Source organism: Saccharothrix sp. CB00851 (assembly GCF_001905065.1).
Classification (GTDB): domain Bacteria; phylum Actinomycetota; class Actinomycetes; order Mycobacteriales; family Pseudonocardiaceae; genus Actinosynnema.
Genome location: NZ_LWLC01000005.1, coordinates 130,027 through 152,271, shown reverse-complemented (window position 1 = coordinate 152,271; position 22,245 = coordinate 130,027). Strand labels below are relative to the sequence as shown.

Annotated in this window: 25 protein-coding genes; 9 read left to right on the top strand and 16 right to left on the bottom strand. The window is 69.6% G+C overall.

The window, feature by feature from the left end; translation table 11 throughout:
* Nucleotides 1-8: 8 nt before the first annotated feature.
* The 3 genes from A6A25_RS07940 to A6A25_RS07930 form a co-directional block, all read right to left on the bottom strand.
* The gene (locus tag A6A25_RS07940; RefSeq protein ID WP_073887265.1) at nt 9-539 is read right to left on the bottom strand and encodes a DUF3558 domain-containing protein; all 531 of its coding nucleotides are present in this window, start codon (nt 537-539) and stop codon (nt 9-11) included.
* Nucleotides 540-605: 66 nt separating this feature from the next.
* Nucleotides 606-818 (bottom strand): hypothetical protein, encoded by a 213-nt coding sequence (locus tag A6A25_RS07935; protein ID WP_073887264.1) that lies wholly within the window; start codon nt 816-818, stop codon nt 606-608.
* Nucleotides 819-839: 21 nt separating this feature from the next.
* Complete coding sequence (locus A6A25_RS07930; protein WP_143193016.1) at nt 840-1,277, bottom strand: hypothetical protein; 438 nt, start codon at nt 1,275-1,277, stop codon at nt 840-842.
* Between the two features lie 134 nt (nt 1,278-1,411).
* On the opposite strand from A6A25_RS07930, the gene A6A25_RS07925 reads away from it, so the two are divergent.
* Complete coding sequence (locus A6A25_RS07925; RefSeq protein ID WP_073887262.1) at nt 1,412-2,251, top strand: helix-turn-helix domain-containing protein; 840 nt, start codon at nt 1,412-1,414, stop codon at nt 2,249-2,251.
* A gap of 11 nt (nt 2,252-2,262) precedes the next feature.
* The gene (locus A6A25_RS07920) at nt 2,263-2,463 is read left to right on the top strand and encodes a DUF397 domain-containing protein (RefSeq protein WP_073887261.1); all 201 of its coding nucleotides are present in this window, start codon (nt 2,263-2,265) and stop codon (nt 2,461-2,463) included.
* A gap of 55 nt (nt 2,464-2,518) precedes the next feature.
* On the opposite strand, the gene A6A25_RS07915 is transcribed toward A6A25_RS07920, so the two are convergent.
* From A6A25_RS07915 to A6A25_RS07900, 4 genes are all read right to left on the bottom strand, one after another.
* Complete coding sequence (locus A6A25_RS07915) at nt 2,519-4,021, bottom strand: hypothetical protein (RefSeq protein ID WP_143193015.1); 1,503 nt, start codon at nt 4,019-4,021, stop codon at nt 2,519-2,521.
* 23 nt (nt 4,022-4,044) lie between these two features.
* Nucleotides 4,045-4,545 carry a DUF3558 domain-containing protein gene (locus A6A25_RS07910; RefSeq protein WP_073887259.1) on the bottom strand — a complete coding sequence of 167 codons (501 nt, stop codon included), beginning with the start codon at nt 4,543-4,545 and terminating at the stop codon, nt 4,045-4,047.
* 60 nt (nt 4,546-4,605) lie between these two features.
* Nucleotides 4,606-5,019 (bottom strand): hypothetical protein, encoded by a 414-nt coding sequence (locus A6A25_RS07905; protein WP_073887258.1) that lies wholly within the window; start codon nt 5,017-5,019, stop codon nt 4,606-4,608.
* 112 nt (nt 5,020-5,131) lie between these two features.
* A complete protein-coding gene (locus A6A25_RS07900; protein ID WP_073887257.1) occupies nt 5,132-5,896 on the bottom strand; it encodes an ESX secretion-associated protein EspG in 765 nt (254 codons plus the stop codon).
* Between the two features lie 93 nt (nt 5,897-5,989).
* Here A6A25_RS07900 and A6A25_RS07895 point away from each other — a divergent pair, with 93 nt between their 5' ends.
* Nucleotides 5,990-6,247 carry a hypothetical protein gene (locus A6A25_RS07895; RefSeq protein WP_143193014.1) on the top strand — a complete coding sequence of 86 codons (258 nt, stop codon included), beginning with the start codon at nt 5,990-5,992 and terminating at the stop codon, nt 6,245-6,247.
* Between the two features lie 4 nt (nt 6,248-6,251).
* Here A6A25_RS07895 and A6A25_RS07890 read toward each other — a convergent pair whose 3' ends face one another.
* The 3 genes from A6A25_RS07890 to A6A25_RS07880 form a co-directional block, all read right to left on the bottom strand.
* A complete protein-coding gene (locus A6A25_RS07890; protein ID WP_073887255.1) occupies nt 6,252-6,665 on the bottom strand; it encodes a hypothetical protein in 414 nt (137 codons plus the stop codon).
* Between the two features lie 20 nt (nt 6,666-6,685).
* Nucleotides 6,686-7,741: a WXG100 family type VII secretion target gene (locus A6A25_RS07885; RefSeq protein WP_143193013.1), complete on the bottom strand. Its 1,056-nt coding sequence runs from the start codon at nt 7,739-7,741 to the stop codon at nt 6,686-6,688.
* A 127-nt stretch (nt 7,742-7,868) separates the two neighbouring features.
* Entirely contained in the window at nt 7,869-9,989 is a 2,121-nt protein-coding gene (locus A6A25_RS07880) for an alpha-galactosidase (RefSeq protein WP_073887251.1), read from the bottom strand.
* Nucleotides 9,990-10,110: 121 nt separating this feature from the next.
* Between A6A25_RS07880 and A6A25_RS07875 the strand changes: the two genes are divergently transcribed.
* From A6A25_RS07875 to manA, 5 genes are all read left to right on the top strand, one after another.
* Nucleotides 10,111-12,555 (top strand): glycoside hydrolase family 2 protein, encoded by a 2,445-nt coding sequence (locus tag A6A25_RS07875; protein WP_073887249.1) that lies wholly within the window; start codon nt 10,111-10,113, stop codon nt 12,553-12,555.
* Entirely contained in the window at nt 12,552-13,385 is an 834-nt protein-coding gene (locus A6A25_RS07870) for a LacI family DNA-binding transcriptional regulator (RefSeq protein WP_073887338.1), read from the top strand. Before A6A25_RS07875 ends, A6A25_RS07870 begins: the two co-directional genes overlap by 4 nt.
* Before the next feature lie 10 nt (nt 13,386-13,395).
* Complete coding sequence (gene mgrA, locus A6A25_RS07865; protein WP_073887248.1) at nt 13,396-14,376, top strand: L-glyceraldehyde 3-phosphate reductase; 981 nt, start codon at nt 13,396-13,398, stop codon at nt 14,374-14,376.
* A 302-nt stretch (nt 14,377-14,678) separates the two neighbouring features.
* The gene (locus A6A25_RS07860; protein ID WP_073887246.1) at nt 14,679-15,626 is read left to right on the top strand and encodes an ROK family protein; all 948 of its coding nucleotides are present in this window, start codon (nt 14,679-14,681) and stop codon (nt 15,624-15,626) included.
* Between the two features lie 10 nt (nt 15,627-15,636).
* Nucleotides 15,637-16,737, top strand: coding sequence for a mannose-6-phosphate isomerase, class I (gene manA, locus A6A25_RS07855; protein WP_073887244.1), 1,101 nt, complete (start codon nt 15,637-15,639; stop codon nt 16,735-16,737).
* A gap of 46 nt (nt 16,738-16,783) precedes the next feature.
* Here the strand turns inward: manA and A6A25_RS07850 are convergent, their stop codons facing one another.
* The 3 genes from A6A25_RS07850 to A6A25_RS07840 all read right to left on the bottom strand — a co-directional run bounded on the left by A6A25_RS07850 (nt 16,784) and on the right by A6A25_RS07840 (nt 18,888).
* Nucleotides 16,784-17,455: a lytic polysaccharide monooxygenase auxiliary activity family 9 protein gene (locus tag A6A25_RS07850; RefSeq protein WP_073887242.1), complete on the bottom strand. Its 672-nt coding sequence runs from the start codon at nt 17,453-17,455 to the stop codon at nt 16,784-16,786.
* A gap of 168 nt (nt 17,456-17,623) precedes the next feature.
* A complete protein-coding gene (locus tag A6A25_RS07845) occupies nt 17,624-18,058 on the bottom strand; it encodes a nucleoside deaminase (protein ID WP_073887240.1) in 435 nt (144 codons plus the stop codon).
* Nucleotides 18,055-18,888: an LLM class flavin-dependent oxidoreductase gene (locus A6A25_RS07840; protein ID WP_073887238.1), complete on the bottom strand. Its 834-nt coding sequence runs from the start codon at nt 18,886-18,888 to the stop codon at nt 18,055-18,057. Before A6A25_RS07840 ends, A6A25_RS07845 begins: the two co-directional genes overlap by 4 nt.
* A gap of 93 nt (nt 18,889-18,981) precedes the next feature.
* On the opposite strand from A6A25_RS07840, the gene A6A25_RS07835 reads away from it, so the two are divergent.
* Entirely contained in the window at nt 18,982-19,428 is a 447-nt protein-coding gene (locus A6A25_RS07835) for an Lrp/AsnC family transcriptional regulator (RefSeq protein WP_073887236.1), read from the top strand.
* A 27-nt stretch (nt 19,429-19,455) separates the two neighbouring features.
* On the opposite strand, the gene A6A25_RS07830 is transcribed toward A6A25_RS07835, so the two are convergent.
* From A6A25_RS07830 to bdeA, 3 genes are all read right to left on the bottom strand, one after another.
* The gene (locus tag A6A25_RS07830) at nt 19,456-20,343 is read right to left on the bottom strand and encodes a hypothetical protein (protein ID WP_073887234.1); all 888 of its coding nucleotides are present in this window, start codon (nt 20,341-20,343) and stop codon (nt 19,456-19,458) included.
* Complete coding sequence (locus tag A6A25_RS07825) at nt 20,340-20,936, bottom strand: RNA polymerase sigma factor (protein ID WP_073887231.1); 597 nt, start codon at nt 20,934-20,936, stop codon at nt 20,340-20,342. The genes A6A25_RS07830 and A6A25_RS07825 overlap by 4 nt, the downstream gene beginning before the upstream one ends.
* A gap of 340 nt (nt 20,937-21,276) precedes the next feature.
* Nucleotides 21,277-22,146 carry a bis(hydroxyethyl) terephthalate hydrolase gene (gene bdeA, locus A6A25_RS07820; protein WP_073887229.1) on the bottom strand — a complete coding sequence of 290 codons (870 nt, stop codon included), beginning with the start codon at nt 22,144-22,146 and terminating at the stop codon, nt 21,277-21,279.
* Nucleotides 22,147-22,245: the final 99 nt, after the last annotated feature.

Here is a 22,245-nt window from a genome sequence, read left to right as displayed (position 1 = left end):
CCCGGCCGCTAGGGCAGCCTCGGCTCGACCAGTTCGGCGACCTTCATCGCCGCCGGGCACGGGTCCACGTCGGGGCTGCCCGAGTTCAGCACGACGTCGACCCGGGACGACGCGGCGACCCCGATGAAGATCCCACAGCTGCCGGTCGCACCCACGGCCTGCTTGACCTGGTGACGGCCGATCCGGAACTCCTCAACCAGGTTCCCGTTCGACTGGACCTCCGCCAGCCCCGCCGCGGTCCGGACGCCGACCCCGAGCCGTCCCGTCCCCGGCGAGAAGTTGCACACCCGCGCCGCGCCCACCTGCTCCACCACCGGCTCGGCGGTCTGCGCCCCGGTGACCCGCTCGGCCTCGGCCTTGGTGAGCAGGGTGCACGGGTCGACGCCGTCCAGCGGACCACCCCGGCTGGGGCCGACCGGCGCGACGGTGGTGCTCTGGGAGGTGGCGGCGGTCGGCGTGGTCTCCCCACCGGTTGGGCTGCCGCAGGCGGTGGCGGCCAGTGCGACAGCGGCGCCGATCAGGACGAGTCGAGTGTTCACGGGTTCTTCCTGATCGGTCCAGTGACGCTTCGTGGGTCGACGGTAACCACTCACCCACAACCGCCGCTAGACCGCTTGGCTGTCCAGTTCAGCGAGCGCTTGCGGGAACTTCTTGATGCACTCCTCCAGCGCCGCCCGTGACAGCGTGAGTTCGAACTCCGCCTCCCCGAAGGAGACCAGCACTTCCTGGTCCTTGACCCGTGCGCCGCACCGGATGTCAGCCTTGTCCCACACTCCGACCCACGTCCCCATCGACACGGTCGCTTCTGCCTGGCCCATGATTTTCCTCCGGTTGATCGGTTACTTGTCGGGTAGTGCGCGGAGCACCGCGTCGAAATCCGGAAGCGTCAACAGATCCGGCTCGACGATCCAGCGCACCAGGTGCCGTCCGAACCGGCTCGGCGGCAGGTCCACCGCACGGCCGGAACGGACATGGTCGATATCGGGGTGACGGGACCGCGTACCGATGGGTGACGCATCATGCGGCTTGACGAGCACGACCCATCGCACCGCGTCGTCGTGGGGTGACTCGAAGACCGGCGCGTCGATCCTGTCCAGAAGTCGGGCACCGATCCCTTCGGGCATGTCCAGCGCCTCGACCTGCCGCCCCGTGACCAGCCACACGCCGCTGCCGTAGACGCCGACCTGCCAGCCGTACATGTCCTGATAGGACTGCGCGGCCGCCTCGTACTCGGTCAGCGGCCCTTCGCGGCGGCCGAGGCCATCCATGTCCTCCACCCATCTCTCGATCGCAGCTTACCTGCGGTGACACGCTACAACCTGAAATGCAAATGATGACTCCGAGAAGCGCGGTTGCACTCCATCGAGCGAATTTCCAGCTAAGGCTTTGAAGTTGATGCACACTCGCCGACATGGTCGAACCCGATCCCGGCCCCATCGTGCAGCGAATCCTGCTCGGCGCGGACCTCCGAGATGCGCGGGAAGCTGCCGGGCTCTCCAACGCCGACGCAAGCAAGATGCTCGGCTGGTACACAGGCAAGCTGTCCAAGGTCGAGCAAGGCGACATGAAGGTCAGCGACGGAGACCTGGAGAAGGCTGCCCGTGCCTACAAGATACCGAGGGACCGGGCCACCTCGATGAGGCGACTCGCTGCGGAGTCACGGCGGAAGCTGCCTGCTACTCGCGTCCCCGAGCACGCGGTCAAGTACGTCAACCTTGAGCGTGCCGCACGAGAACTAAGGATCTTCAACGGTGACTGCTTTCCAGGCACCGTCCAGACCACTGACTACGCCCGCGCGATGTTGGGGCGATCGGTCATCGTCTCCCCGGCTGAGGTGGAGCGGATGGCGGGAGATCGGGGCAAGCGGCTGGAGCGGATGAAGGGACCGGGTGGGCCTCGCATGTGGCTGATCGTCGGCGAAGAGGCGTTGTACCGTGAGATCGGCGGTCCCGAGATACTCCGTGCACAGCTCGAACAGATCAAACTACTGGCCAAGTTGCCGCACATCTACGTCCAGATCATTCCGCTCGACGCTGGTGCGCACGCCTCCCACGGCGCCACCTTCACGATCGTCACCTTGATCGAGGGGCGTCCCGGCATCGTCTACGTCGAAGGTCTCACTGCCGCCGACTACCTCGGCCGTGAGCACGTCCGGGTCTACAACTTGGCGTTCGAAACGCTGCTCGGTAGCAGCTTGAGTCGGCATCAGACAATCGAGAGGATCAACCTGCGGATCAAAGAGTTGACCTAGGAGGACGCAGGATGGTCACATCAGATCTCAAGGTCGTACGGTGGCGGACGTCGTCGCGCAGCGGTGGCGGGCAGAATTGCGTGGAGGTGGGGCGGTCGCACAGGTGGGCGGCGGTGCGAGACACCAAGAGCCGTGCGACTGGCACGTTGGTCTTTGCCGATGAGTCGTTTGGTGAGTTCCTCGCGGCGGTCAAGGCCGACCGGCTGGGCTGATAGGCAGGTGGCCGCCCGCGCCGACTGGGGGTTCGTCGCGGGTGGCCACCAAGTCTCATCGACTCCAGTCTCCGATCACCGGAGGGGCGGTCGTCTCGTCGGTGCCGAAGACCTTGTCCGGGTCCGCTTCGAGCAGGTAGGACGGCGACTGGTGCTCGATGTCCTCGTCACCTTGGCCTCGGCCCGCACCCGCACCCGCACCCGGCGCCATCCCGCCCGGTCCGGCGGCGCCTCGTCCACCGGTCGCGCCTGGGGCACCCACACCACTTCGAGCGGCCGTGCCGTCACCGGGCAACATGCCGGTGCTGCCACCAATGCCCTTGGCTGCGGCGGCTCCACCAGGAAGGCCGACGCCACCTCCTGGCAACCCGACGCCAACACCGGGCAAGCGACCGACTCCGCCCGTGCCGCCTCGGCCGGTCCCACTGCTGTTGCCGGTTGGGCCGTTCGGCGGCGAGCCGCCGGGCCGACCGGTGTTCGGGCCTGTGGTGGTGTTGCGGCCAGTGGTCGCGTTCGGGTTCGGCCCCAGCGGGAAGCCGCCGCCGAGCACCGGTCCGCCTCCGGCAGGATTGGTGTTGCCGCCTGTCTGGCCGCCGCCCGGCAGGGGACCGACCACGCCGCTCGGATTGGTCGTGTTCCCACCGGTGGTGGCGGATGGGACCGACCATGAGGTGTCGGTGTTCCCACTGATCGGGGGTGGGGGAGTGTTGTCACGAGCCTTCGGGTCACCGGGGCCCGGCGGATGCACCGGCGTTTCGGGGTTCGGCTGTTGAGGCGGTGCTACCGGAGCAGGAGCGAACGCGGGTTGCGCCGCAGCCGTCTGCGCCACCGTGCGGTCGTAGGTCTCCACCGCTCGTGCGGCTTCCTGGTGGTCCTTCTGCTGCTGCTCGAACGCGGCCTTGTCGGCCGCCGCCTGCCGGATCATCGCGAGCGGGTCGATGATCGTCAGCAGGCGGTCGTTGGCGGCCTGCGTGTTGAAGGGCTCGGCCGGGGGTGGCGGCACGTTCGCCTTGGCGGTGCTCAACGCCCGTGACTGCTGTGCGAACAGCGTGCCGGCCAACTGCGCCGAGGTGCCGGTCTCACCAGCCCGGTTGCCCATGTCGGCCAGTGCCTGCCGGGCACCGTCGCCGGCCTTGCCGACCCAATCCGCCTCGCTGTTGCCGATGGCGGTGACGATGTCGTCGTTGAAGGTCGCGAGCTGGTTGCCGAGCGTGGTCCAGATTTCACCCATCTCGCCGACCGCGCCGGGGTCGACCCCGCTGTTCACGCTCTCGTGAAGCTGCTGGTGCGGGATGCCGAGGTAGTGGACGCCAGGTTCATCGGGAGCCGACCGCGTCTCCACCTGCCCTTTGAGCTTGGCGGCCTGAGCGTCGAGGAGGTCGTCAACCTGGCCGGGTGCCTGGAGCATGCCGACGATCACGCCGAACGGCCCGTACTGTTGCGTCAGCTCCTGGTTGACCCGCTCCCGAACTTGCTCACCGGTCTGCACTTCGGAGTGCCGGTTGAGGCCGTAGCGCGAGTAGACATCCGACGGCTGCCCCGCAGGTCCCTGATTCATCCCTACCCCTCCCTCTGACGCCGCTACGGCAGTCTCGGCTCGATGAACTCGGCGATCTGCCTCGCCAACGGACACGGATCCTTGTCACTGCTGCCCGAGTTCAGTACAACATCGACCCGTGATGAGTCGGTGACGCCTATGTAGATTCCGCAACTACCGGTTGCGCCTAGCAATTGCTTGGCCTGATGACGGCCGACCACGATCTCCTCGATCACCCCGCCGTTCGGCTGAACACCCGCCAATCCCACGTTGGTTCGAATACCGATCCCGAAACTTGCCGATTCTGGTGAGAAGCCACAGACCCTTGCCGAACCGAGCTTCTCCGGAGCCGGGTCCTTGCGCTGTGCACCGGTAAGCTGCTCGGCCTCGCTCTTGGTGAGGAAGCTGCATGGGTCGGTGTCTTCGAGAGAGCCCCCGCTGGTCGGGCTACTCGAAGAGGCGGCGGTGTCACTGGTGGAGCTGGTTTCAGGTGCAGAAGTGGGTTGACCGCTGACCGCAGGGCCACCGCATGCGGTGATGGCCATTATTGTGACCGCGATGATGGCCGGGACTATTCGAGAGTTCACGGGTGCTTCCCTGGTAGGTCAGGCGGTGAGAGTCGGGCCGCCTGCGCGGGTGACGCCTTGCCCGGCGCCCTGGTCGGTGACTTGGTAAGTGGTCATCGCCTGTTCCACCTTGGAGCGAAGTTGGTTGAGGTCATCTTGGAACCTTCGCATCGCTGGGATAAATCCCTGTATGGGATCGGTGGCGATGGTGGCCAAGAACGGCTTGTAGACTTGTGCTGCCGGAGTCGTGCCCAGTGGTGGTTCCTGGCTCAAGAACTCGGCCCTTCGAAGGGCGTCCGTTGCGCCTTCATGCATGTTGTCGATGGCCCTGATCAGGGCCTGGCCGCCCGTTTCGCTGATGGTGAAGCCGGCGGCGGTCGCGGCGCTGAAGGCCGCGACGGCGCCGCTCATGCCGCTGATCCCGGCCAGGAGGCCTCCCGCCATGGTGATCACCCTCCCCTGATGACGGCCATAACCAAGACTGACGCTCTGTGTCCCGACGGTAGCCAACTGTGGTCGCCGTGTCCGGTGAATCCGACGGATCGTGGCCGGCGAGCCGTTCCGCTCATCGTCGTGAATCCACCATTCGGGTCAGTTGGCGGTCGAGAAATGCCTGCTCAGCCGGGGTGTAGGTGGCGGTGAGGCGGCCGTCGTGGTCGGTGCCGGGGATGATCGCGTACCGCCCGGCGTCGGTGTCGAGGTAGTTGAGCGTGCCCAGCTCGGTCTCCCGGTCGTTGCGGCCCCGCGCGGTCACGGTGAAGTACCCCGCGCCGAGCCGGGGACGCCGCAGGATCTCCGCCGCCACCGCCACGGCGGACGGCGCGGCGGGCTTCATCCGGGACGTGAAGCGGAACTCGGAGAAGTCTTCGTCCACCGGATGGGCGGGTGTGGCGGTATCGGACACCGTGACCGAAGCACCCGGGCCGGGGCGCATCGCGGGCAGCAGGCCGACGAGCGCGCGGACGACGGTGTCCGGGTGCGACCGCCGGAACGCGATCGACCGCCCCCGCTGGATCGCGAGCACGCCCACCCGCCCGTCCGTCGAAGCCAGCGCCACCGGATGGGTGTCGCCCGCCGTGCCCACGAGCGCGATCGCGAGATTTCCCCGTGCGAACACGTGCAACGCCTCGACCAACTCCGGCACGAAGTCACGACCGCGGATCAGCCCGCGCGCGACCAGGTCACGATGGGCCGCCGCCACCAGGGCGATCCGCTCCTCGCGCGTCGCGCCGTGGTGTCCCACGGCGAACGGGAACCGTCGTACGTTGAGCCGCAGCGCCTCGCCGACCGCGTCGAGCTCGGCGAGCGAGAAGTCGATCTCCGGGTCCACTTCGCGCCTTTCTCACATCGAATTGGTCGAACTGGCAGTCGCCGGACGAGCACACTGCGTTACGGTACCGCCGTGTTTGAATTCTTATCGGAGGTGTACTCGTTCCTCCCCTCATCACGTCGCGGCTGGGGGTGGTTCCTGATCATCGTCGGCACCTGCCTCGCGGCGATGATGTGGCTGGGGGTCCCCCCGCCTGCTTCCGCCGGTGCGATCGGGGCGGTCGGCGGTTTGACGGGCAGCCTGTTCGGCATCGCCGCGGTGGCCGACCGGCGGCACGGTGTGTGGTGGGCGTGGTGCGGTGTACTGGTTTTCGCCGCCGGTATCGGGCTCTTCGCCTATCTGCGCCCGTGAGCTGTCACCACCGCTGGCCCGGTTGGCCGAGCGGATTGCCGAACGCCGCTTCGTCGTCCACGGGCACGTCACGGGGCGGCGCGCCGGACTCCACGGCCAGTCGGAGAGTTCCGTCAGTCCGGCGCGCGGCGCGCGTCATCGCCTCGTCGTCGACCTGGCCGGCGAACACCTCGTGCCAGGCGACTTCGCCCCGGTCGACCCTCGTCTGGACGTAGTGCATGTCGCGTCCGATCTCCCCGGATCGCGCCGCCTCCTCGAACCGCTCGTTCACCCGGTCATCACGCTCGGCCTGCCGTTGGCGCTCGGCGAGTTCGGCGATCTCCGCCTGGGTCCTCGCGATCGCTGTCTTGGTGTCCTGCAGAGACTTGCCGAGCCGTTGCCGCGCTTGGTCAAGCTGCTTGCCCGTTGCCTCGTCCACGTCGATGCTCCCGTCGCCGATCAGACCGCGTGCGGCACGGCGACGGCGCCGCTCGGTGCCGGAGCGTTGTCGTTGCCCTCATCGATCGCCTTGACCAGCGCATCGACGTAGGCGGTGAACGATTCGACCAAGTCGAAGAGCGCTTTGAGCACCTCGAAGATCTTTTCGGCGGCCGAGGCGGCTTCCTTGAGCTTGGTGATCGCCTTGAGCTGGTTGTAGCCAGGGACGGCCGAAATTTTTCTGGCGGTCAGGACGATGTCGACCACGAGGTTCAACGTGGTCGCGATCATGACGAAGGCCGCTTCGGCGTTCTCCGCGATGTCACGGACGAAAGCCGCCAGGTCGGCGGTCATGACGCGCTCGTTCGACAGGGCGTTCCGCCACTGGTTGAGGTAGCTGTCGAACCGGGCCGCTGCCGGGCCTTGCCAGGTCTGGCCGAGCCTTACCTTGAAGGCGGTCAGGTTGTCCTCGACGCCCTTGGCCGCCGTGCCGAGGTTGTCCCAGCCGTCGGCGATTGACCGCAACCGGCCCCAGTCGCCGCTGATCGGGGTGAACACCTGATCCAGCAGGCTCTCGCCGAAGCACCACCGCCAGATGTCGTCGATCGTGCCGAGCGTGCCGCCGATCTGCTCGATCTGACGGTTCATCCGGTCGTCGTGGCTCCTGGGTGCGATCAGCACACCGTCGACCGCCACCTGATCCTCGTACCCGCCGATCCATGCCGGCTGGGGCATCGTGCCCGGCGACGTCGAGTCATGCACGCCGCCCAGTTGCTGCTCGATGCGCGCCATCGCCACCGCCACATCGCGTTCGGCGGTCAAGTAGGTCTCGCGGGTCGCCTCCACCGCCTCGGCGGTGCGGAACAACTTGTGCCGCATCTCCCGCAGCACCCGGACCTGTGTGCGAGCGGCGGCGTCATAACCGGCGTGGAAGTGCTGCATGAGCGCGCCGAACGAACCGTGCTGCTCGGCCAGTCCTTCGCAGTAATCCGCCATCAGAGCGAGATGGCCGGCGTTGCGGTCGATGCCCGCCCGCGCTCCCGCTAACTCTCCCGTTGCTACCTCGAACCCGTCCACGAACGTCCCTCCATCGGCTTCCCCCAGCCGTCCAACGGGAACCGAAAGTACGCAGCCGGTCGCCGGTCGGCGCCGTGTTCGAGTGGATACGTGGAGTGAGCACTCTCACTGGTGTGGAAGATGCCCGTTAGATCGCCGTCGCCCGTACCAGCACCAATCGCTCCGGGTGCAGCACGGGAGCCTGCACGCCGGCCGTCGTCAGCGCCCGGCCCGGCAGCGTCACGCCCTCGGGCGTCCACCAAGGCAGGAACACGCCCCAGTTGTGCGCGTTGCCGTCCGGCACGTCACCGGGTGCGAGAGGTCGCACGTGGTACGAGAGGTCAGCCGACAGGCCGGGCAAGCGCACCGGCCCCGGCGGGTAGAGCTGGGACGTGGCCAGGGCGACGATGGCGAACACGGCGTCCGAACCGTCCTCCGCCACCACCCCGTGCACCTCGATCGCCGGGTCCGGGTGGTCGCCGTGCACCGACACACCGGTGTGCAGCAGGGGCCGCAGCTCCTTGTACAGCGCCACCCACGACGTCAGCCGCGCGAGGTCCTCCGCCGACGCCGCCGTCAGGTCCCACTCGATGCCGAAGTGCCCGAACAGCGCCGTCCCCGCCCGGAAGTCGATCGGGTGCTGCCGGTGCGTCGTGTGCGACGTCCCCGCGCCCACGTGCGTACCCATCAGCTCCAACGGGACCAGCGCGTTCGTCCACCGCTGCATCGACTGCCGCTCCAACGCGTCGATGCAGTCCGACACCCACACCCGGTCGGTGCGCTCCAAGATTTCCAAGTCCACCCGCCCACCACCGGACGAGCACGACTCGATCTCCACCCGGGGGTGACGCCGCCGCAGCTCGTCCAGCAGCCGGTAGACGGCCAACGTCTGGCCGTGCACGCCCGCCCGCCCCGTCGGCCGGTGCCCGGCGTCGACCAGGTCCCGGTTGTGGTCCCACTTCAGGTACGACACCGGGTACTCGGACAGCAACGCGTCCAGCCGCTCCAGGACGTACTCGAACGCCTCGGGCCGGGCCAGGTCGAGCACCTGCTGGTACCGCGCCGTCCCGGGCAGCCGGTCGCCCGCCGCCATGATCCAATCCGGGTGGGCCCGCGCCAGGTCCGAGTCCGGGTTGACCATCTCGGGCTCGACCCAGATGCCGAACTGCATCCCGAGCCCCGTCACGTGGTCGGTCAGCGGACCGAGGCCCTCCGGCCACACCTCGTCGGACACGTACCAGTCGCCCAGCCCCCGCCGGTCGTCGCGCCGCGACCCGAACCAGCCGTCGTCCAGCACGAACCGCTCGGCACCGACCGACGCGGCGGCGTCCGCCAGTGCCTTGAGCCGGTCCAGGTCGTGGTCGAAGTACACCGCCTCCCACGTGTTCACCACGACCGGGCGCGGCGAGGTGGGGTGCGACGGACGCGACCGCAGGTGCCGGTGGAACCGCCCGGACACCTCGTCCAGCCCCTGCCCGTACGACGCGTACTGCCACGGCGACGCGTACGACTCGCCTGGCTCCAGCACGACTTCGCCGGACAGCAGCAGCTCACCCGACCCCAGCAGCGACACCGAGTGGTAGGTCTTCTCGGCGAACGTCCGGTGGTTGCCCGACCAGGCCGTGTGCACGGCCCAGACCTCGCCGGAGCGGTTGCCGAACCCGGCCGTGCCGGCGGCGAACAGGTACGCCGAGTCGTAACCGGTCCGCCCGGTCCGGTTCTCGCGCACCCGCAGCCCGTGGGTGAACGCGGTCCGCTGCGGGCTGCGTTCGCGCGTCCACCGACCGGTGAAGTCCAGGATCTCGACCGCCTGCGGCGGCACGGGCAAGGTCAGGTTCACCGCGTCGACGCTGAAGTCCGACGTCCCGGTGTTGGTCAGCACGGCCCGCTGCCGCACCAGCCCGGACGGCGTGAGGTCGACGGTCAGCTCCAGCCCGAGCCCGGCGGCCTCGTCCACCGCCCGGATCACCGGACCGTCCACCGACGCCACCCGGAACGCGGTGGAGAAGTCACGCCCACCTCGGTTGCCGATGACGCCGGGCGTGCCCAACCAACCGGCCGACTGCTCGGGCAGCGCGGCCACGTCCACCGCGCCGTCCACCGAGAAACCGATGGGGTGCGGCGCCTGCGCGACCAGTACCGCGTCGAGTTCGTCGGTGGTGAGTTCGCCCAGGTCAGCACCCCAGTGGCGGACCCGGGGAAGGGTGCCTCCGGAGAAGTCGAGCACCAGGCTCACACCCGCTGCGCGCAGGTGGGTCACGTCGGCCACTTGTGGTCTTCCTCTCTGGCGGTGAACCTCGTTGACTTACTTTAGTTGCTGGCGTAAGAATCGCCATACCTTGAACGTCACACGGCAACAACCCACCGCCGCCGCCGGGAAAAGAGGAACGATGATTCGCACGACCTTGCACGACGGGTGGCGTCTGAGCGCGGTGGGTGGGCCGATCCCGGCGGCCGTCGCCGACCGCGAGGTGCCCGCCGTCGTCCCCGGCAGCACGCACCTCGACCTCCTCGCGGCGGGTCTGATCCCCGAGCCCTACCTGGACACGAACGAGACCGAACTGGCGTGGATGCACCGCGCCGACTGGCGCTACGCGCTGACGTTCGAGGCGGAGGCGGCGAAGCCGGGCGAGAAGGTCGAGCTGGCGTTCGACGGCCTCGACACCGTGGCCGCGGTCGAGCTGAACGGCGTCGTGCTCGGCAGCACGGCCAACATGTTCCGCTCCTACCGCTTCGACGTGCGCGAGCACCTCAAGGACGGCGCGAACGACCTCGTCGTCACGTTCTCCTCCGCGCTCGCGTACGCCGAGCGGCAGGAGGAGGCGCTGGGCTGGCGGGACCGCGCCTACCCGCACCCGATGAACGCGGTGCGCAAGATGGCCTGCTCGTTCGGCTGGGACTGGGGCCCCGACCTGCAGACCGCGGGCATCTGGAAGCCGGTGCGGCTGGAGCGCTGGACCGAGGCACGCCTGAAGCAGGTCCGCCCGCTCGTCACGGTGGACGAGGACGGCACGGGCCGGGTCGAGGTGCACGTCGAGGTCGACCGCGCCCGTGACACCGACCTGACCGTGGTGGCGTCCGTGGCCGGTGTCGAGCAGCGGGTCCGGGTCGAGGGCGATTCCGCCGTGGTGACCGTCGAGGTGCCGGACGTCGACCTGTGGTGGCCCGTCGGCTACGGCGACCACCCCCTCTACGACCTCGCTGTCGTGCTGCGGTCCGGTGAGGAGGACGTGGACCGCGCCGACCGTCGCATCGGCTTCCGGACCATCACCGTCGACACCACCCCCGATGAGATCGGCACGCCGTTCACGTTCGTCGTCAACGGCAAGCCGGTGTTCGCCAAGGGCGCCAACTGGATCCCCGACGACCACTTCCTCACCCGCATCACCCGCGACCGCCTGGCCCGCCGGGTCGACCAGGCCGTGGCCGCCAACATGAACATGCTCCGCATCTGGGGCGGCGGCATCTACGAGACCGAGGACTTCTACGACGTGTGCGACGAGCGCGGCGTCCTGGTCTGGCAGGACTTCCTGTTCGCCTGCGCCGCGTACGCGGAGGAGTCGCCGCTGTGGGAGGAAGTCGAGGCCGAGGCGCGCGAGAACGTCGCCCGGCTGACCTCGCACGCCTCCCTGGCGCTGTGGAACGGCAACAACGAGAACCTGTGGGGCTTCGCCGACTGGGGCTGGCAGGAGCAGCTCCAGGGGCGGTCCTGGGGCCTGCGCTACTACACCGAACTGCTGCCCGCGATCGTCGCCGAGCTGGACCCCACCAGGCACTACTCGCCGGGCAGCCCGTACAGCCCCGGCGACCTGCACCCGAACGAGGACACCCACGGCACGCGGCACGAGTGGGAGGTCTGGAACCGGATCGACTACACCCACTACCGCGACTTCACGCCCCGGTTCTGCTCGGAGTTCGGCTTCCAGGGTCCGCCGACCTGGGCGACGCTCACCAAGTGGGTGCACGACGAGCCGATGACGCCGACCTCGCCCGCGTTCCTGCTGCACCAGAAGGCCGAGGACGGCAACGGCAAGCTCGACCGCGGCCTCGCGGCGCACCTGCCCGCGCCCTCGGCGTTCGAGGACTGGCACTGGGCGACGCAGCTCAACCAGGCCCGCGCGGTCGCGTTCGGGATCGAGCACTTCCGCTCGCACTGGCCGCGCACGGCGGGCGCGCTGGTGTGGCAGCTCAACGACTGCTGGCCGGTCACGTCGTGGGCCGCGATCGACGGCGACGAGCGGCTCAAGCCGCTGTACTACGCGCTCGCGCACGCGTTCGCGCCGCGCCTGCTCACCGTCCAGCCGCGTGACGGCGTGGACGCGCTCATCGCGGTCAACGACACCGACGAGGCCTGGACCGGTGAGCTGGCGCTCGAACGCCAGACGTTCGCGGGTGACGTGCTCGCGGCGGCTAAACTCCCGCTCGACGTGCCGGCGAGGTCCGTGGCACGGCTCGACCTGGCGGCCGACTTGGTCACGCCGGGCGATCCGAAGGGGGAGGTGCTGGTGGTGAGCACGGCCGACGCGCGCACCGCGCACCTGTTCCGGGAGGACCTGGAGCTGGCCTACGACCCCGAGCCGCTCACCGCCGAGGTGCGCCGGGTGGACGGCGGTTACCTGGTCGACGTCACCGCGTCGTCCTTCGCCCGAGACATCGCGGTGCTGGCCGACCGGGTCGCCGAGGACGCCGTCGTGGACGACACCCTGGTCACGCTGCCCGCCGGCGGTACGCACTCGTTCCTGGTCCGGACCACGACGGAGCTCGCCGACCCGTCGGCGCTGACCGGCCCGCTGGTGCTGCGATCGGCCAACAGCCTGTGCGCGGTGCGGACGTGACCAGCGGCTCGCCCGGCTCCGTCGGCCTCGTCCTGGCCCGCCCCGCGCGGCTGCTGGGCGCGGAGCCGTTCTTCATGGAGTTCATCGCGGGCATCGAGGAGCGGCTCGCCGAGGGCGACCGGTCCGTGCTGCTGCACATCGTGGGCACCGAGGACGCCGAGATCGCCGCCTACCGCCGGTGGGCGGCGGGCGGTGTGGTCGACGCCGTGGTGGTGGTCAACCGCACCGTGGACGACCACCGCCCGGCGGTGCTGCGCGAGATGAGCCTGCCCGCGCTGTACGTGGGTGAGCCGGACGAGCTGGCCGTGCCCGCGGTGCGCACCGACGACGCGGGCCCGGTGCGCGAGGCGTTGGCGTACCTGCTGGAGCTGGGCCACCGGCGCATCGCCCGGGTCAGCGGGCCGAACACCCTGCTGCACACCAGGGCGCGCACGGCGGCATTGCTGGAAGGGTGCGCGGAGGCGGGCATCGAGCCCGTAGTGGTGGAGGGCGACTACTCGGAGGAGTCGGGCGCGAAGCTCACCACCGCGCTGCTCAACGCCCCCGAGCCGCCCACCGCGATCGTCTACGACAACGACGTGATGGCCGTGGCCGGTCTGAGCGTCGCCAAGGAACTCGGCGTCGCCGTGCCCGACCGGCTCAGCCTGGTCGCGTGGGACGACTCGTCGCTGTGCCGGCTCGCGTCACCCGCGCTGACCACCATGAGCGTGGACGTGCACCAGTTCGGCGTCACCGTCGCCGAGTCGGTGCTGGAGCTGATCGAAGGCGTCGAGGTCGCCGAGCGCTGGTCGCCCAAGCCCACGCTCATCGCGCGGGAGAGCACCCGATAAGAGGATCTTCATGACCTACCACGCCGCCGAGTCGCGGTACGACGCCATGCCCTACCGCCGCTCCGGTCGCAGCGGGCTGAAGCTGCCCGCGGTGTCGCTCGGCCTGTGGCACAACTTCGGCCACGACAAGCACCTGGACGGTCAGCGCGCCATCCTGCGCCGGGCGTTCGACCTGGGCGTGACGCACTTCGACCTGGCGAACAACTACGGTCCGCCGCCCGGGAGCGCCGAGGAGAACTTCGGCAGGGTGATCGCGGCGGACTTCCGGCCGTACCGGGACGAGATCCTGGTGTCGACCAAGGCCGGCTACCACATGTTCGACGGCCCGTACGGTGAGTGGGGCTCGCGGAAGTACCTGGTCAGCTCGTTGGACCGGTCGCTGGCGCGGCTCGGGTTGGACTACGTGGACATCTACTACCACCACCGGCCGGACCCGGACACCCCCATCGAGGAGACGATGGGCGCGCTGGACCACGTGGTGCGCTCGGGCAAGGCGCTGTACGTGGGCATCTCCAACTACTCGGCGGAGCAGACGGCCGAGGCGGCGCGGGTGCTGCGCGAGCTGGGCACGCCGTTGCTGATCCACCAGCCGTCGTACTCGATGTTCAACCGGTGGGTCGAGGACGGGTTGCTCGACGTGCTGGCGGAGGTGGGCGCGGGGAGCATCGCGTTCTCGCCGCTGGCGCAGGGGGTGTTGACCGACCGGTACCTCAACGGCGTGCCGGAGGGTTCGCGGGCGGCCGGCGCTTCGCCGTTCCTGTCGGCGTCCAATTTGGACGATGCGACGTTGGCGAAGGTGCGGGCGTTGAACGAGGTCGCGCAGGGGCGCGGGCAGACATTGGCCCAGTTGGCGATCGCTTGGGTGCTGCGGAACGTGACGTCCGCGTTGATCGGTGCGTCCAGCGTGAAGCAGTTGGAGGACAACGTGGCGGCGACGGGGAACCTGTCGTTCGAGGCGGATGAGTTGGCGGAGATCGAGCGGCACCTGTGATGTTGAGGTGAAGCGGTTCATCCTGTGTGGGGTGGGTAGTCCGTAAGGCTCGGTGGTTGGGGCAGGCTCGATTTGACATGGGGCCCCTTACGGGTACTCCAGGCAGGCCAAAGCCGGGCAGGCCTGGCGGGAAAAGCGTCCGCCAAGCCTGCCCGGCTTCGACCAGCCTAAAGCACCCGAACCCCATGTAAAATCGGGCCTTTTGCGGTTGGGCTGCGGGTCCGATGTGGGCACGACAGTTGAGGGCTCCTGGGGTTGGGTGGGTCTTGACGAAACTTTGATTAACCGCTTAACTAAGTGCCATGGGGCAAGGACTCGACCCGGTTGCGGTCGCCATTGATATCGGCGGCACGAAGCTCGCTGTGGCGTTGGTCGGGTCGGATGGCGCTGTTGTGGCTCGCCGTACTACGCCGACGCCGGCCGGTGATGCCGAAGTGGTCTGGGGTGGGCTCGCGGGGGTGCTCGAAGAGCTGCTTGCGGTGGTTGGGGATCGGGTGGTGGTCGGGGCGGGGATCGCGTCGGCGGCGCCGATGGATCTGCGCAGCGGGACGATCAGTCCGGTGAACATCCCGGGCTGGCGTGACTTTCCGATCACTGGGCGGGTCGGGGAGTTGTTGCCCGGGTTGCCGGTGAGGCTCGGTGGGGACGCGTTGTGCATGGCGTTGGCCGAGTACCACCACGGCAACGGTCGGGGTAGTGAGTGCCTGCTCGGGATGGTGGTGTCAACCGGTATCGGTGGGGGGTTCGTCTTCGGCGGGCGGCCGCACTTCGGGACTACCGGGAATGCGGGCCATGTCGGGCACTTCGTGGTCGATCCGGCGGGGCCGTTGTGCGGTTGTGGTGCGAACGGGTGTTCCGAGGCGATCGCCAGTGGGCCGTCGATGGTGCGCTGGGCGTTGGAGCAGGGTTGGCAGCCGTTGGGTGGCACGGCGGACGGTGTCGCGCTGGCCGCGTCGGCGCGGGCGGGGGATCCGACGGCGGTGGCGGCGTTCCGGCGTTCCGGGGCGGCGGTGGCGCAGGTCATCACGGTTGCCTCGGCGTTGTGCGAGATCGATCGCGTGGTCATCGGCGGTGGGGTGGCGCAGGCCTGGGACCTGCTGGAACCCGCCGTCAGCCGGCCGCTCGCGGACTACGCGGGGCTGGAGTTCATGCGTCGGGTCGAGGTGTGCCCGGCGACGTTGGGCGTCGACTCGGGCCTGATCGGTGCCGCGGCGCTGCTCGCGGGCGACCGGGTGCCCGTGGGAATTTGAGGGAATCACCGTGCGCAAGTTGGAGACCATCGTCCGGGAGTACCACTGGGGTTCGCGGACCGCGCTGGCCGAGATGCGCGGCGAGCCGTCGCCCAGCGCGGTGCCGCAGGCGGAGCTGTGGGTCGGCGCGCACCCGGACGACCCGTCCCGGCTGGCCGGGTGCGACGTGCCGCTGGACGCCTACCTCGCGGCCAACCCGGCGGGGCTGCTCGGTCCGGCGAGCCTGGCCGCGTTCGGGCCGCGCCTGCCGTTCCTGCTCAAGGTGCTGGCCGTGGACGCGCCGCTGTCGTTGCAGGTGCACCCGAACCGGGATCAGGCCGTGGTCGGGTTCGCGGAGCACGGTTACCGCGACGACCGGGCCAAGCCGGAGATCCTGGTCGCGCTGACCGAGTTCGAGACCCTGTCGGGCTTCCGCCGACCGGCTGGGACGGTGGCGTTGCTGGACGAGTTGGACTTGCCGTCGTTGGCGCCGATGCGGACCTCGCTGTCGGTCGGTGACACGTGGGGCGCGTTGCGTTGGGCGTTGCGGGCGGCCGATGCGGGGTTGGTCGCCGAGGTGGCCGAGGCGGCGGGGCGGGTGCCCGCGCTCGCGCACGTGGTCGAGCTGGCCAAGTTCTACCCGGCCGACGCGGGTGTGGTGGCGGCGTTGCTGCTCAACGCGGTGCGGTTGCGGCCGGGCCAGGCGGTCTACGTCGGTGCGGGCGTCCTGCACGCGCACCTGCGCGGCACGGGGGTCGAGCTGATGGTCAACTCGGACAACGTGCTGCGCGCGGGCCTGACCACCAAGCCGGTGGACGTGCACGCGGTGCTGTCGCTGGTCGACCCCAACCCCGGACCGGCGGCCGTGCTCGACGGCGAAGGTGACGGTCCACTGAGGACTTATCGGACGCCGGACCCGGAGTTCCGCCTGCACGCGGTGCGGCCGGGTGCGGTGCTGACCGGTGGTGGTCCCCAGCTCTTGTTGTGCACCAGAGGTTCTGTGGTCGTCGTGCGTGATGGTGGCGAGGTCGTGTTGCGCGGCGGGGAGTCGGTGTTCCTGTCGCACAGCGCGGACGCGGCCGAGGTCGCCGGTGAAGGCGAAGCGTTCTGGGCCACCACGAATCTCGGGTGAGCATCAGGGTGCGGGCGGAGATCCGCCCGCACCCTGATGTCGGCTCTTACTGGAAGTTCACGTCACTGCACAGGTAGTAGGCCTGGTCCATGTGGCTGGCCTGCCAGATCGTGAACACCACGTGGCGGCCGGTGCGGCTGCCCGCGTTCACCTGGGCCTGGTAGAGGCCGGTGGTGCCGTAGCGGCCGGTCGAGGTGACCAGCTCCAGGTCGCTCCAGCGCAGCGGCGTGGTCGCCGTGTTGACGCCCTGGCGGGTGATGTAGATGCGCAGGTAGTCCGCACCGTGCCTGGCCTGGTCCGTGATGGTCAGGGTGAACTGGCGCGGCTTGTTGGTGGTGTTCCACGCGCCGACGGTGTCGAGCGCGCGGTACCGGCCGCTCTCGGCCAGACCGCCGCTGCACAGCTGACCGTTGGGCAGGGCGCCCTGGTGGTTGCCGCCGACACCGTTGCGGTACAGGCCGTTCCAGTTCCACATCGCGTTCGGGTCGGCCTTCCAGGCCTGAGCGCACATGGGGTCGGTCTGACCCATGTTCGGGTTCAGGTGGTCGCTGCCCCAGCGCTGCCAACAGCCGTAGTTGCGCGACGGCGGATCGGTGACCGAACCGTGCGCGCTCGCGACGCCTGATGCGCCCACCAGGACCACGACACTGGCGGCGAGGACCGCCAGGACCGAGCTGAAGACGCCGACTACCGAGCGGATACCGCGTCTGAAGGTCATGTGTGTCCTCCACGTTGAGGATGCCGACTACAGGGCTGGGAGCGCTCCCAGACCTCAAGGTAGCGAACCGAGCACAATCTGTGAACCCCATCCCCGCACGAACCTTTTTCGGTTCAGAAGCCCACCGGACGGCCCAACCCCACCCACCGACCGGACCCAAGCGCACAGCTAGCGGTAGTAGCCGGCCACCGGCACGCTCGCCTCCTCGACCAACGCCGGCCCCTCCTGCGGCACGGGCGCGAATCCACCACCCGGCTTCAACGCGTTCACCTGCTCGGTCGACAACGCGAACACCACCCGCCCCAACCCCGACCGCTCGATCGCACCCACGCACATCCCACACGGCTGGCAACTCGTGAACATCGTCGTCCCCGCCGCCACCTCCGCCGAGAGCGACCGCGCCGCCCACCGCGCCAACTTCAGCTCCGGGTGCGCCGTGATGTCGTCGTCCGTCAAGCTGGTGTTGCGCTCCTCCGCCAACACCAGCCCATCCGGCCCCACCAGCAACGACCCGAACGGCGGATTCCCCGCCGCCCGCGCCTCCGCCGCCAACTCGATCGCCCTGCGCAGGTTCGCCAACCCCGCCGTGCCGCTCAAGCTCATCGGAACTCCTTCCGCACGGTGGCCAACGCCTGCCATGCGACCTCCGGGTGGACTGTCTCCTGTGGATCCCCGACGAACGGGTCCAGCACCACGGCCTCGGCCCCCGAGGCGCGCAACTCCGCCAGGTCACCCACGACCTGCGGGACCGTACCCTCACCCAACCGCCGCTCCGGCCCCGCCTCCTCCGCCGTGATGTGCAACAAGATCCGAGGAGTTAACGCGGGCAACGGTTTCCCTTCCTCCTCCGCGATGACCTCCAACCGCCCCAACGCCTCCCGATATGCCGCAGGCGTGAGGCGCAAGCTGTGCCAGGCATCCCCGAACCGAACGGTCCGCCGCAGCGCCGCGTCGGAGTGCCCGCCGACCCAGATCGGGATCCGCCCGGCCCGGTAGTCCGCCTCGTCCCGCCACGCCGCACGCACCGCCCGCAACCCCTCGTCGGTCAGCCGACCGCGTTCGGCGAATCGCACGCCCAGCGCCTCGTACTCCTGCCGCGCCCACCCGACACCGACGCCGAGCACGAACCGCCCGCCGGACAGTTCGTTGACGTTCGCCGCCATCCGCGCCACCAGCAACGGGTGCCGGTACGGCAGCACGAGCACGGTGGTGCCGAGCCGGATCCGCGACGTCACCCCGGCCAGCCACGCCAGCGCGGTGAACGGCTCGTAGAACGGCGCCGGGTACTGCTCGGCCACGTCCGGCGTCACGGCCACGTGGTCGGACACCATCAGCAGGTCGAAGCCGAGGCCCTCGACCGTCCGCGCCCAGTCCCGCAGCACGTCCGGCGAGGTGCCCGGCCCGAAGTTCGGTACATTCACGCCTATCTGCACCGCGCCAACGCTATGCGGAAAACCAGCCGTCTTGAAGAGCCTTTTCCCGGCAGTTGCCGACTCTCACCGCAAATTCCACGGTAGAATCCAGGAGTGACCGGGAACCTCGACCCGACCGACTGGGCCATCCTCGCCGAGCTGCAACGCGACGGCAGGATCGCGCTCAGCGAGCTGGGCCGCCGGGTCAACCTCAGCGCCTCCGCCACCACCGAACGCGTCCGCAGGCTGGAGTCCACCGGCGTGATCACCGGCTACCGGGCCGACGTCGACCTGGCCAAGACCGGCTACGCCGTGCTCGCCGTCGTCCGCCTGAAGTACCCCGGCAACCGGCACGAGCCGCTGCACGCGCTGCTCGCCGAACGCCCGGAGATCCTGGAGTGCCTGCGCACCACCGGTGACGACTGCTACACGCTCAAGGTCGCCGCCACCTCCATGCCGCACCTGGAACAGGTGGTCAACGAGCTGACCGGCTTCGGCAGCACGACCACGAGCATCGTCTACCGCCAGACCCTGCCGTACCGGGGTGTGTCGCCGACCTGAGTACGCCACACACCCCGGCGACACGGGTCAGTGCCGCCACGACACCGCGGGCAGGCAGGTCGTCGGGTCCGCCTCCTTGTTCCCGAACACGATCACGTACTCGGGGTTCATGTAGCACCGCTCCCGTGACATCGAGTCCAACGTGCCGAGCAGCCGGCCCTGCGCGTCGTACGCCCGGACGTCACCGGTCCCGTGCCCCTCGGGTACCCCCCAGTCCGCCGGGCGCGGGATGCGCGCCACGAACGTGCCGTTGGCGATCGTCGCCTCCGCGGTCTGCCCGCCCTGCGCGTACGTCACCCTGGCCACCTTCGACGACACCCGCCCGGCCACCATTTCGTACCCCAACCTGCCCTCGTACCCGGGCTTGCCGCCGTTGCCGCCGGACGCCGCGCTGATCCCGTCCGCGGCGAACTCGCCGGGCAGCCACTCGACCCGCAGGCCGGCCGTGAACCCCGCGTTGTAGGGCATGGTCGGGCTGTCGACCGTGCAGCTCAGCATGGCGTTCTCGGTGTAGAGCAGCGCGAACGTGCCGATCGAGTCGGTGAGGTACTGGTGCAGCACGGCCCTCCCGCCGATGCCGGTGCTGTCCACGCACCCCTGTTCGATCTCGGCGATCCGCTCCGGCGACAGGTTCGGGATGACGGGCCGTTCGGCGGTCGAGTAGGTCCTCGGCGGTGCGGTCGTCGGGTAGCCGGACCGCGAACTGGGTCCGGCCGCGGTGTCGGCGCCGCCGGGCCGCCACGGCGCGGCGACCGCGACCAGCGCGATGACGGCGGCCGTGGCGACGCCGGCCGCGATCAGGGGCGCGAACCGGACGGCACGGCGACCGCGGCCGACCTCCTGCTCCAGCCGGGCGCGGATCTGGGCCTGGCGGCGGGGCGGCACGTCCCGGGTCGGGGGGAGTGTGTGGTTCATCGGTCCTCCAGGGTGAGCGCGGGGACTGCGACGACCGGTGCCGCGCCCAGCCTGCGGGTCAGCCGGGCCTTCGCCTTGCTGACCCTCGCCCGGACGCTCACCTCGGCGATGCCGAGCACACTGGCGGCGTCGGCGTACGACACGCCGGACCACACGCACAGCGCGAGCGCTTCCCGCTCGTTGCGCGGCAGTTCCGCCACGGCGGCCAGCAGCACCGCCATCCGCCGCTGGTCGTCGACCCGTTCGGCCACCTGGTCGGCGTGGTCGGGCACCGCGGTCTCCACCGGCGCCCTGCGGAACAGCCGCAGCCGGCGCGCGACCGTGCGCCGGTCGCCGCGCACCACGTTCGTGGCCACGGCGAGCAGCCACGGCAGGGCCGAGTCGTGCTCCAGCCGCAGCCGGTCCCGCTTGCGCCAGGCGACCAGGAACGTGTTCTGCAGGTGGTCCTCTGCCGCCGCCCACGACGCGGTCAGCCGGAAGCAGTGGTTGTAGACCGCTTTGGCGTGCCGATCGAACAGCACGCCGAAGGCCGGTCCGCTCCCTGCCGCGGCCTGTGACCACAAGGTGCGGTCGTCAGGGTCATCGGTCGTCATGCCTACCAGTGCCCGCCGGTCGGGTAGGTGTTGCCTCGCGTTTCCGCCGCGAACCCCAGGACGGTCGCACCGAGAAGGGCCGCCGCCGGCAGGGCGATCTCATCGTCGAGACCACCGAGGGCAGGGGCGAGAGCGCTCTCGACCCCGGCCCGACACGCCGGCGACGGCCCCTCGGACCCGACAACGCCGCCGCCGTGCGTTGCGGGACGAACCTGTCTGGGAACGTTCCCAGGAAATCGACCGTAGCGCACCGCGCGCGACTGTGGCAAGCGCTTTCCCGCACGCCGAGGGGTGGGCCGTTCCCGCTGTTCAGAAGCGTGAACGGCCCACCGCGCCCGCATCAGGAGTGCGGGCAGGTGTCGCGGTACTCGGAGATCGCGGTGCCGCGCGGCGCCGGGCAGAGGAACTGCTCGTACCGGGTGTCGTTGTCGATGAACCGCTTGAGCCACGCGATGCTGTACTTGGCGATCGTGGTGTTGGAGCTGTTGGGCGCGTAGTGGCTGGCGCCGTTCAGCTCCAGGTAGGCCTTGTCCAGGGTCGACGGAAGGCTCGTGTAGAACGGCTCGGAGTGCGAGGTCACCGAGGCGACCGAGTCGTTCTCCGCGCCGACGATCAGGGTGGGCGTCTGCACCGAGGACCAGTTCTTGGTCGTGTGCCACGCGGTGAGCGGGACCGAGGCCTGCAGGGACGGCCGGTCCTTGGTGGCCTCCAGCGCGCCGCCACCGCCCATCGAGTGCCCCATCACGCCCAGGCGCGTGGCGTCGATGCGGCCGCGCACCGAGCTGCTGGTGGTGAGGTAGTCCAGCGCGGCCAGCAGCTGGTCGCCGCGCGAGGCCGGCTGGTCGTACCGGGAGTTGGTGTCGATGATGAAGATGACGAAGCCCTGCGAGGCCAGCCGCGGTCCGAGCCAGGACAGGCTGGACTGCGTGGCCGTGTAGCCGGGCGAGACGGCGACCGCGCCGAACGTGCCCTCGGCGGTGCTGGTCGGGTAGTAGATCGTGCCGCCGCCGAAGCCGCGCACGCTCCACGACGACACCGTCGTCTGGCTGGTCGCGAACGGCCCGCGGGTGGCCTCGATGCTCGACGTGGTCGGTGCCGGGCCCCGTTCGTAGGGGTTCTCCGCGGCCTGCGCGACCGCGCCGGAGGTGGTGAGGGCAACCGTCGCGGCGAGGATCACGGCGCGACGGGACAGGGGAGACCTCAAGGACATGGTGTTTTCCCAGCGTGGCAAGGACTTATTGGACAGTCCTGAGTGGACGGGACCTTCCGGCAGCAGTCTGGCCGTTACCTACTCTTGCGTCAAGTAGCT